The sequence below is a fragment of the Streptomyces sp. NPDC054847 genome, from assembly GCF_053610925.1.
Genome location: NZ_JBSGZJ010000251.1, coordinates 1 through 10,312, shown reverse-complemented (window position 1 = coordinate 10,312; position 10,312 = coordinate 1). Strand labels below are relative to the sequence as shown.

Genomic DNA, 10,312 nt, shown 5'->3' with positions numbered 1-10,312 from the left:
CAGGACGAGGGCTCGACGTATGGTCCTGGTTTGAGAGGATGTCAGGACGGCGGGGGAGCGCAGTGACGGGGGTTGCGACGCAGTGAAACGCATCGGAGTGACGGGACACCGAGGCATCCCGGCCGAGGCCCGTGCCCATATCCGCGCCGGTCTGCGGGCCGTGCTGTGCGGCCATCAGGGCTCGATGGAGGCCCTGTCGAGTCTCGCGGTGGGCGCCGACCAGCTCTTCGCGGACATCGCCCTGGACTGCGGCGCGGAACTGACCGCCGTCATCCCCAGCGGCGACTACGAACAGGGCTTCACGGCCCCGGAGGAACTGGCCCACTACCGCCGGCTCAAGGCCCTGGCCACCCGGGAGGTCAGGCTGGCCTTCCCGTACTCGACCGACGAGGCCTACTACGCGGCCGGCGCCTACATCGCCGACCACTGCGACCGGCTCCTCGCGGTCTGGGACGGGCTGCCTGCCCGGGGTCACGGTGGGACCGGCGACATCGTGCGGTACGCCAGGGACCTCGGCAAACCCGTGACCGTCATCTGGCGCGAGGGCCTCGAACGGGACTGACACGCGCCTTCGGCTGAGGCTCAACTGCGGTGTCTGACCAGCCAGTCGGTGTGCTGCGGGGAGACGATGCGCTCGGTCTCGTAGACGGCCGAAGGCCACTGGGCGTCGGTCACCGTCGTCTCCATGGCCGTGTGCATGGCCGCCAGGTCCTCCTCCACGAGCGAGTGGGCGGCGATCAGCGGCTGGTGGCGGCGGATCTCCCCCCAGGCCAGACACGCGGCGGCGGCAGCGGACAGCACGCCCTGGGCGTGGAAGGAGTCCGCCACGGAGAAGGTGCGCAGGGTCGCGAAGAACAGTGCGAAGAGGGTGAGCAGGGCGATCGACGCGGACCAGAGCGCGGTCGCGCGACGGGACATCTCCGTACGCCGGTGGTACCAGTTGCGCTGCTCGATCAGCCGGTCCCTGACATAGGTCTCCTTGCGGACGCTGAAGGGCTTGGCCCGCAGCCGGCGCATCGGGGTGGTGATCAGGTCGCCGGCCGCGGTCTCCCCGTCCGCCGTGCGCGGATCCTCCCAGCCGACCTTGGCCAACTCCCGTAACCCTTCCTCCAGACGGGTGGAGAACAGGTCATCGGCACCACGGTCGGAGACATGCGAGTCGAAGGGAGCACCGTGCACCGCGTACCGCCAGCACATCGACTTGATGAACTCCGCCGCGGAGCGGTTCAGTTGCCAGTGCGACTTTGCTCGACGCCGGGAGGAGCGGTACCCCAGCAGCAGTACCCCGGCGTACGCCAACGCGCTGAGGAACGCGGCGACTTGGAAGGATTCGCCGACCTTCAGCGAGGTGGGGAGCGAGGCCAGAGCAGCGCCTGCCACCAGCAGGAGCAGCTGGGACCGGGTGGCCGTGACGGCCTCCCGCTGGCGGGCGACGGCGATGGCGTCCGTGCGGTGGTAGAGAACCGGTAGATCGCCGTTGCGGAAGACCATGCTGTGCAAAGGGCTGGAAAGCTCGCTCATACACACCCCCGTCTGCGGTTTTGTGTTCACTCATTAGGCGGAATCGCTTGTTCCTTGCGGCCCTGCGAGAATGTGGTGCAACTCTTTTGTTGCTTATCCCCGTGCTGAGTTGCTGAGAGTGGCCATGAGAGTAAAGTCGTGCCGCCGGCATCGCAACGGTGCGTGGTATCCCCGCAGACACAGCTTTGAGCTGGACACAACATCAAGGACGGCCCCCCGATGACCCTTCACTCCTCCGCATCCTTCGCCGCTGCGAAGAAGAATCGCGTTCCGCTGGCGCAGATCGACGTCCGCGGTGCCGATGCCGCGCAGAAGCTCGCCCGCGTCCTTCCCGCTTCCGAAGCACGCGGTCTGCGCGTCACCACCTTCAACTCGTCGCTCTGAGCGGCTCCGCGGGGCCTCGGACCGGCCCTAGACTGGTGGAATGACAGGACCCACACTGGTCCCCTTCCAGCAGATCGTTGTGAAGGTCCACAGCAGGTGCGATCTTGCCTGCGATCATTGCTACATCTATGAACACGCTGATCAGAGCTGGCGTACCCGCCCGAAGGCAATCTCTGACGAAGCGATTTCCTGGACAGCTCTGCGACTGGCCGAGCATGCCAAGAGCCATGCCCTGCCCTCCGTGTCAGTGATCCTGCACGGAGGGGAGCCTCTGCTGGCAGGCCCCGAGCGTCTGCGCCGCGTCTGCGAGGAGTTCACCGCAGCCCTTGAACCGGTCGCCGCGCTCGATTTACGGATCCACACCAACGGCATTCAGCTGAGCAGCCGTTTTCTCGACCTGTTCGACGAATTCGACGTCCGGGTCGGCATCTCCCTCGACGGGGACCGCAGCGCCAACGACCGTCACCGCCGCTACGCGGACGGCCGCACAAGCCACCCGCTCGTCCTGCGGGCCGTGGACCTCCTCCGCCAGGAGCGCTACCGCCACCTCTACCTCGGCCTGCTGTGCACCATCGACGTCGCCAACGACCCGGTCGCCGTGTACGACGCCCTCGCCGAACTCGAACCTCCCCGCATCGACTTCCTCCTGCCCCACGCCACCTGGGACGACCCGCCGGCCAGACCGGACGGCTCGCCCACCGCCTACGCCGAGTGGATCCTCGAGGTCTTCGACCGCTGGGACGCCCGGGGCAGGCCCGTGCCGGTGCGGCTCTTCGACTCGGTGTTCTCCACCCTGGCAGGCGGCCCCAGCCTCACCGAATCCCTGGGCCTCGCCCCCTCCGACCTCGTCGTCGTCGAGACCGACGGCACCCTGGAACAGGTCGACTCCCTGAAGAGCGCCTACGAGGGCGCGGCCGCCACCGGGTTCGACGTCTTCCGGCACCGCTTCGACGACGTGGCCCTGCACCCGGGCGTCCAGGCACGCCAACTCGGCCTCGCGGGCGTGAGCAGGACGTGCCGTCAGTGCCCGGTCGTCCGCTCCTGCGGCGGCGGCCTCTACACACACCGCTACGCCACCGGCTCCGGCTTCGACAACACCTCCGTGTACTGCAACGACCTCAAGGCGCTCGTCCGCGGCATCGAGGAGCGCACGGCGCAGTCCACCGCGTCCCCGGCCGTGAGCGATCCGGAGGCGCTGCTCATCCTCCAGCAGGACCTGACCCGCTACACCCTCGCCCGGCTCAACGAGGAGCTGGGCGGCCGGGGCGGAGAGCGGTGGTCGGCCGCCTGGGAACTCGCGTCGGTCATCGAGGAGACATCGCTCGGCCTCGACGAGATCTACGCCCACCCCTACACCCGCACCTGGCTTCACACCTGCCTCGACGCCCTGCGCGAGCAGCGCCCCGACGCGGTCGGACTCGCCCTGCGTCTGGAGTCCTACGTGGCCGCCGCCGCCGTACGGAGCCGGCTCGGCGTCCCCGTACGGGTGGGCTGCCCCGCCGGCACGCTCGTCCTGCCGACCCTCGGCGAGCTCCGGCTGACCGCCGACGGCTCGCCGTGCGAGGCCGAGGTCGTCGGCGGGCCCGACGACGTGCTCGTGAGCGTGCCGGGACGCGAGGCGTTACGCGTACGTCCCGGCGAGGCCGCGCCCGGCTGGCGGTCCCCGCGGCGGCCCGGACTCGAAGGCTGGCCGGGGCTCGTGCTGGAGGACGTCGACCCGTTCCGGGACTGCTACGACGCGCCGGTGAGCGCCGTGGGCGACACGGGAGCGCTCTCCCGGGCGTGGGCCCTGCTGCGGGACGTGGCACCGGAACAGGCGGCCGAGATCGCGGCCTCCCTCACCACCCTGACACCCCTGCGGAGCGGCGGTCCTTCGGTCGGACGGCACGCGTACGGCGCCCTGGGCCTCCACCTGGAGGGAAGCCCCGCGGAACTGGCGGCCGCGCTGCTGCGGGGCTTCTCCCGGGCCAAACTGCGCGCGATCGGGGAAGTGGCCGACCTCCTGGCCGAGGACGGCGCCTGGCTGCACCCGGCGCCCTGGCAGGACGAGCCAATGCCCGCCTCGCGGTTGCTGGCCGGAGCGTACGAACGCGTCCTGCTCGCGCCCCTCGAACCGTCGGCCGCCGCCCACGCCGTCCTCGCCCTCAAGGCTCTGCGCGACGCCCCGGAACCGACCGTCAGCGGCAAGCGGCTCATCGCCGCCCTGCACAAGGAGGCAGCCCGTGACTGACCCGTCAGGCGACCGCGAACCGTTACGGGCCCTGCGCGCCCTGGGAGTGCGCAGCGGCATGACGCTCCTCGTCCATGCCTCCCTGCACGCCACCGGGCTCGGCGCCCGCCGGCTGCGGGAGGCGCTCCTCGAGGCCGTCGGCCCCGAGGGGACCCTGGTCGTCCCGGCCTTCACGGCGGAGAACTCGGACACCTCGTCCGCGTACCTGGCCCGGGTGCGCGGCATGACACCCGAGCAGGCGGCGGCCTTCCGGGCGGACATGCCGGCCTTCGACCCGGCCACCACGCCCGCTCAGGGGATGGGCCGGCTGGCCGAATCCGTACGGACCGCTCCCGGGGCGCTGCGCAGCGCCCATCCGCAGACGTCGTTCGCGGCGCTCGGCCGGCGTGCGGCGGAACTCCTCGCCGAGCACCCGCTGGACTGCCATCTCGGAGAGCGCTCACCGCTCGGCGCGCTCGACCGCGCCGGAGCGCACGTACTGATGATCAATGTGGGCTTCGCCAAATGCACCGCGTTCCATCTCGCCGAATACCGCGTCGGATCTCCGCTGCGCACCTACCGTTGTGTGGTGCGGCGGCCGGACGGCGGCTCCGAATGGACCGAATACACCGATGTCGTGCTGGACGACAGCGATTTCGAGGCGATCGGCGCCGCCTTCTCATGGGGAGTGGAACGAAGCGGACAACTCGGCGGAAGAACCGCAAGGCTGTTCGCGATCAGGGACGCGGTCGACCACGCGAGGGGTTGGATGACCGAAAAGCGGTGATGATTGACCGAACGGCGGGGGGATGGAGCGTGACTCGCTCCGGAATGATTACTTCGCTCGCGTCCTTCACCGAAGGCGGGTGTCGGGCCGGGCGTTCACGCAGGACGGGGGTCGTGTGTCGGATTCAGCGCAGCGGGCGGCGGACCATCGACCGTACTTCTTCTTGAGCTACGCGCACACACCGCGGTACGGGGCCGGAGGTCCTGACCCCGACATGTGGGTCGAGCGGTTGTTCCGCGACCTGTGCGGCCATGTGATGGCCATGACCGATCTGCCGGCCGGCGCACCCGCCGGCTTCATGGACCGGGAGATACGTTCGGGGGAGGGCTGGTCGGAGCGGCTGGGTGAAGTGCTGGCCAGCTGCCGGGTGTTCGTCCCGCTCTTCTCCCCCCGCTACTTCGCCAGCGAGATGTGCGGCAAGGAGTGGTACGCCTTCGCCCAGCGGGCCATCTACCACCACGCCAAGAGCAACCGCCCCGCGGAGGCGATCGTCCCGGCGTTATGGGTGCCGATGCCGCCCGAACAACTCCCGGGCCCCGCGGAGCGGTTGCAGTTCAACCACCGCGCCTTCGGCGACAGGTACGTGACGGACGGCCTCTACGGGCTGATCAAGCTCCGGATCTTCGCGGAGGAGTACGAGGCAGCCGTCTACGAGCTGGCGAAACGGATCGTCAGCGTCGCCGACACCATACGGCTCGCCCCCGGCAGCCCCGTCGAGTTCCGCCAGGCGCCCAGCGCCTTCGGCAGACCCAGCGTCGGCCCGCGGCCCATGCACGTCACCGTCGCGGCGCCCACGAGCCACGATCTGCCGCCCGGCCGGTCGGCCGACTACTACGGCAAGCAGTCACAGGACTGGAACCCGTACCACCCGGACTCCGCCCGCCCGCTGGCGTATGTCGCGCAGGACCTGGTGCGCTCCCTCAACTATCAGCCGACCGTCTCCTCTTTCGACCACGAGCCGCTGCCGGCCGCAGGCCAGCCGCCGACCCGCCCCGAGATCCTGCTCATCGACCGCTGGGCCCTCGAGAACGAGGAACGGCGCCGCAAACTCGCCGCCTTCGACGCCCATCCGCACCCGTGGGTGAGCGTCGTCGTCCCCTGGAACCGCGATGACCCGGACAGTCGCGACGCGGAGGCCGATCTGATCGAGAAACTGGAGCGCACCATGCCGCACCAGATGAGCCACGGCCGGGCGGCCTGCCAGGCGGCGGCCAAGGGCGTCTACAGCATGGAGGCCTTCGGGCACCTGCTGCCACAGGTCGCGGAGGCGGCCGCCCAGGAGTACCTGCGCCACGCCGAGGCCTTCCCACCGGCCCCGCCGGGCGGCGGCAGCCACAGCGAACGGCCCCGGCTGCGCGGTCCGATGGCCGAGTACAGCACCACCCACTACGTCCCGAACGTGCGTGACATCGCCCCTGATGCGGAGGACACGGATGACAGCCAGTCGTGACGGGCGCATCGTCACCTTCTACTCGTACAAGGGAGGTACGGGACGCACGATGGCCATGGCCAACGTGGCCTGGATCCTCGCCGCGAACGGTAAGCGGGTGCTGGCCGTCGACTGGGACCTGGAAGCACCCGGCCTGCACCGCTTCTTCCACCCGTTCCTGGACCCCTCCACGCTGGGCGCCACCACCGGTGTCATCGACCTGATCACCGAGTACGCCTGGGCCGCGACCAATCCCGAGCCGCGCCGCGTCGACTGGCACCTGGACTACGCGCGCATACAGCCGCACGCCGTCTCCCTCACCCCCGAGAGCCTCGGCTGGGAGTTCCCCGAGGGCGGCACGCTCGACTTCGTCTCCGCGGGCAAGCAGAACCGCGAGTACTCCGCGACCGTGTCCACCTTCGACTGGGACAACTTCTACGACCGGCTCGGCGGCGGGCACTTCTTCGACGCGCTGCGCGACGACATGAAGGCCAACTACGACTACGTCCTCATCGACAGCCGCACCGGCCTCAGCGACATCGCCGACATCTGCACCGTCCACCTGCCCGACGTCCTCGTCGACTGCTTCACGCTCAGCGACCAGTCCATCGACGGCGCCGCCGCGGTCGCCCGGCAGATCGACGAGCGGTACGGCGGCCGGGGCATCCGGATCTTCCCCGTCCCCATGCGCATCGACGAGGGGGAGAAGGAGAAGGCGGACGCCGGACGGGCCCTCGCGCGCCTCAAGTTCGACCGCTTCCCCACGGGCCTGACCGGTGAGGAGGCCACCGCGTACTGGGGCGCGGTGGAGATCCCCTACCGGCCCTACTACGCCTACGAGGAGACGCTCGCGACCTTCGGCGACGAGGCCGGGCTCACCAGCTCCCTGCTCTCCGCCTTCGAACGCCTCACCGCCGTCGTCACCGATCAGCAGGTCACCGCGATGCCGCCGGTCAACGAGGACGTCCGGCTGCGCATCAGGGACGCCTTCACCCGCCGGCGCCCCGCACTGCCCGCCGACCTGTTCCTCAGCTACGTCGCCGAGAACCGCATGTGGGCCGACTGGGTCGAGTACGTGCTCAGCAGAGCCGGCTTCCGGGTCGTGCCGCGTGACGTGTCCGCGGAACACGATCCCGTGGAGGTCGACGCGGCCGCCGCGGAGAACGCCGCGCGTACCGTCGTGCTGCTGTCCAGCGCCTACCTCAAGTCGGCCCGGGCCGTGGAGGTCTTCCAGCGCGCGGCGGCGGAGGACCCGAGCGGCGGGCGGCGGCACCTGCTCCCGATACGGGTCGGCGACGTCCGCCTCACCACCCCCTACATCGACCGCAACCCGGTCGACCTGTTCCGGCTCGACGAGGTGCACGCCACCGGCGCCCTGCTGCGGGCTCTCGACCGTCCGGTGCAGCTTCCCGAGCCGTCGTCGCCCGGACCGCGGTTCCCCGGAACGGTGCCCAAGATCTGGAACGCGCCGCCCCGCAACCCCGGTTTCACCGGCCGTTCCGTCGTGCTGGAGCGGATGCGCGACCAGCTCGGCGGCGGCATGGCCGTGGCCGCGGTCCTGCCGCAGCCCCAGACGCTCTACGGACTCGGCGGCGTCGGCAAGACGCAGGTGGCCCTCGAGTACGTCCACCGGTTCATGGCCGACTACGACCTGGTGTGGTGGATCTCCTCGGAGCAGCCCGACGACGTCGTCGCCGGACTCGCCGAGCTCGCCGTCCGGCTCGGCGCGCAGGGCGGCGAGGACATGGCCGCCGCCTCGCAGGAGGCGATCGACCTGCTGCGGCGCGGAGTGCCGTCGTCACGGTGGCTGCTGGTCTTCGACAACGCCGACGACCCCGAGCAGCTCAAGCGCTTCTTCCCCGCGGGCGGCCCCGGCCACGTCCTGGTCACCTCCAGGAACCAGACCTGGTCGCAGTACGGCGACGCACTGCCCGTCGACGTCTTCCTGCGCGAGGAGTCCATCGAGCACATACAGCGGCGCGCCCGGGGCCTGAGCGCCGAGGACGCCGACCAGGTCGCCACGGCCGTGGGTGACCTGCCCCTCGCCGTCGAGCAGGCGGCGGCCTGGATAGCGGAGACGGCCACACCGGTCGCCTCCTACCTGGAGCAACTGCGTGAGCAGGCCGCCAGCGTGCTGGCGCTCAACCAGCCCGCCGGCTACCCGGAGCCGGTCGCGGCGACCTGGAACGTGTCCATCGAGCGGCTGAAGGAGCGCTCTCCCGCGGCCGTCCGGCTGCTTCAGCTGTGTGCCTTCTTCGCACCCGAGCCGATCTCCGCGAACCTGCTCTACAGCAAGGAGATGATCGACGCGCTCAAGCCGTACGACGCCTCCCTCCAGGAGAAGCTGGTGCTGGGCCGGGTCATCCGGGAGATCGGCCGGTTCGCCCTCGCCAAGGTCGACCAGGTCTCCAACTCCATCCAGGTGCACCGGCTGGTGCAGGCCGTCATCAGGGCGCAGCTGAGCGAGGAGGAGCAGATGGACGCGCGCCACGCCGTCCACCGCATCCTCGCCGGCGCCAGGCCCGACGACGACGAGCCGATAGACAACCCCGAGACCTGGCCGCGGTTCAACACCATCTGGCCGCACCTCGGCCCGTCGGAGGCCAGGTACTGCAAGGAGCCGGAGACCCGCAGGCTGCTGATCGACCGGGTGCGCTACCTGTGGAAGCGCGGCGACTGGAAGACGGCCTACACCCTCGCCAGCGATCTGCGCGAGGCGTGGAAGGACATGCTCGGCAACGACGACCTCCAGTACCTTTACCTGCGCTTCCATCTTTCCAACATCCTGCGCTCGCAGGGCCGTTACGTGGAGGCGAAGGACCTCGACGAGGTGACCCTGGAGCGGCAGCGCGCGGTCCTCGGAGCCTCCCATCCGCACACGTACATGACCACCAGCGGTCTGGCGATGGACCTCGGCACGCTCGGCGAGTACGGCAGGGCGATGGAGCTGGCGACCGAGGCGCACGAAGGGTTCAGCCAGATCTTCCACGAGTCCCACCCGCGCACGCTCGCCGCCGCCAACAACCTGGCGCTGAATCTGCGGATGGTCGGGCAGTACGCGCGGGCCCGCGAGATCGACCAGGAGGTCTTCGACCGGCGCACGGAGGTGCTCGGCCCCGAGCACCCGTACACGCTCTCCTCGGCGATGAACCTCGCCCGCGACCTCAGGGAGGTCGGACGGTACGAGGACTCCGTGTCCGTGCTCAGCCGCACCTACGAGGTCTACAAGGAGCAGCTCGGCCGGGCGTTCCCCGGCACGCTGGCCGCGGGCAAGAGCCTCGCGGTGTCGCTGCGCAGGGCCGGCCGGCTGGAGGACGCGCGGCGGCTGACGACCGCGACCCGCAACCGCTACCGCGCCAAGTACACCTCCGCCAACCCCGACTCGCTGGCCTGCGACTTGAACCTGGCGGCGGACCTGTTCGCCGCCGGCGAGCCCGTCGCGGCAAGGGACCTGGCCCAGGAGGTCGTGGACCAGTACCGGCAGGTCCCCGGCGAGCGGCACCCGTACACCCTGGCCGCGATCAACAACCTCGGGATCTACGAGTGGGGCTGCGGAACGCCGGAGACGGCCGAGCGGCTGCTGCGGGACGTGGTCGAGGTGATGCGCGAGGTCCTGGGAGAGGACCATCCGCACGCCCTCTACAGCACGATCAACCTCGCCAACGCCCTTGCGGACCTGGGCCTCTGCGACGAGGCACTGGTGATCGAGCGGCGGACCGTGGGCCGGCTGCGCGAGGTGCTGGGAGCGCACCACCCGGAGGTGCTCGGCATCGCCTCCAACATGTCCGTCACGCTCGGACTGCTGGGGCGCAAGGACGAGGCGGCTCAGCTGCGCGTGGAGACGGTCGAGGAACTCCAGCGGCTGCTGGGCGAGGAGCACGCGCTCACCCGCATCGCCAAGGACGAACGCCGCGTCTACCGCGACCTCGAGCCGCTGGCGGTGTGACGGCGGTGTGACGGTGCGGGCCGAGGTGCCCGCAGG

At 70.3% G+C, this 10,312-nt stretch carries 7 protein-coding genes; 6 read left to right on the top strand and 1 reads right to left on the bottom strand.

Annotated features, from left to right (window positions below; translation table 11 throughout):
- The first annotated feature begins 82 nt into the window (after positions 1-82).
- A complete protein-coding gene (locus ACWGH4_RS22670) occupies positions 83-562 on the top strand; it encodes a hypothetical protein (protein ID WP_189473517.1) in 480 nt (159 codons plus the stop codon).
- Positions 563-582: 20 nt separating this feature from the next.
- On the opposite strand, the gene ACWGH4_RS22665 is transcribed toward ACWGH4_RS22670, so the two are convergent.
- Positions 583-1,491, bottom strand: coding sequence for a DUF4231 domain-containing protein (locus ACWGH4_RS22665; RefSeq protein ID WP_453463734.1), 909 nt, complete (start codon positions 1,489-1,491; stop codon positions 583-585).
- 249 nt (positions 1,492-1,740) lie between these two features.
- Between ACWGH4_RS22665 and fxsA the strand changes: the two genes are divergently transcribed.
- From fxsA to fxsT, 5 genes are all read left to right on the top strand, one after another.
- Entirely contained in the window at positions 1,741-1,905 is a 165-nt protein-coding gene (gene fxsA, locus ACWGH4_RS22660) for an FxSxx-COOH cyclophane-containing RiPP peptide (protein WP_441266554.1), read from the top strand.
- Positions 1,906-1,945: 40 nt separating this feature from the next.
- On the top strand, positions 1,946-4,135 hold the full coding sequence (fxsBH, locus tag ACWGH4_RS22655; protein ID WP_453463730.1) for a radical SAM/SPASM protein FxsBH, inactivated beta-hydroxylase extension form: 2,190 nt from the start codon (positions 1,946-1,948) through the stop codon (positions 4,133-4,135).
- On the top strand, positions 4,128-4,901 hold the full coding sequence (locus ACWGH4_RS22650; RefSeq protein WP_453463727.1) for an aminoglycoside N(3)-acetyltransferase: 774 nt from the start codon (positions 4,128-4,130) through the stop codon (positions 4,899-4,901). The genes fxsBH and ACWGH4_RS22650 overlap by 8 nt, the downstream gene beginning before the upstream one ends.
- A gap of 115 nt (positions 4,902-5,016) precedes the next feature.
- Positions 5,017-6,351, top strand: a complete 1,335-nt coding sequence (locus ACWGH4_RS22645; protein WP_441266551.1) for a TIR-like protein FxsC — start codon at positions 5,017-5,019, stop codon at positions 6,349-6,351.
- Positions 6,335-10,276: an FxSxx-COOH system tetratricopeptide repeat protein gene (gene fxsT, locus ACWGH4_RS22640; RefSeq protein ID WP_453463724.1), complete on the top strand. Its 3,942-nt coding sequence runs from the start codon at positions 6,335-6,337 to the stop codon at positions 10,274-10,276. Before ACWGH4_RS22645 ends, fxsT begins: the two co-directional genes overlap by 17 nt.
- Positions 10,277-10,312 lie beyond the last annotated feature (36 nt).

What these genes read in the sequence shown, in the direction of transcription:
- ACWGH4_RS22665 (WP_453463734.1), bottom strand. Translation starts at nt 1,491, where the DNA reads ATGGTCTTCCGCAACGGCGATCTACCGGTTCTCTACCACCGCACGGAC.
- fxsA (WP_441266554.1), top strand. Translation starts at nt 1,741, where the DNA reads ATGACCCTTCACTCCTCCGCATCCTTCGCCGCTGCGAAGAAGAATCGC.
- fxsBH (WP_453463730.1), top strand. Translation starts at nt 1,946, where the DNA reads ATGACAGGACCCACACTGGTCCCCTTCCAGCAGATCGTTGTGAAGGTC.
- fxsT (WP_453463724.1), top strand. Translation starts at nt 6,335, where the DNA reads ATGACAGCCAGTCGTGACGGGCGCATCGTCACCTTCTACTCGTACAAG.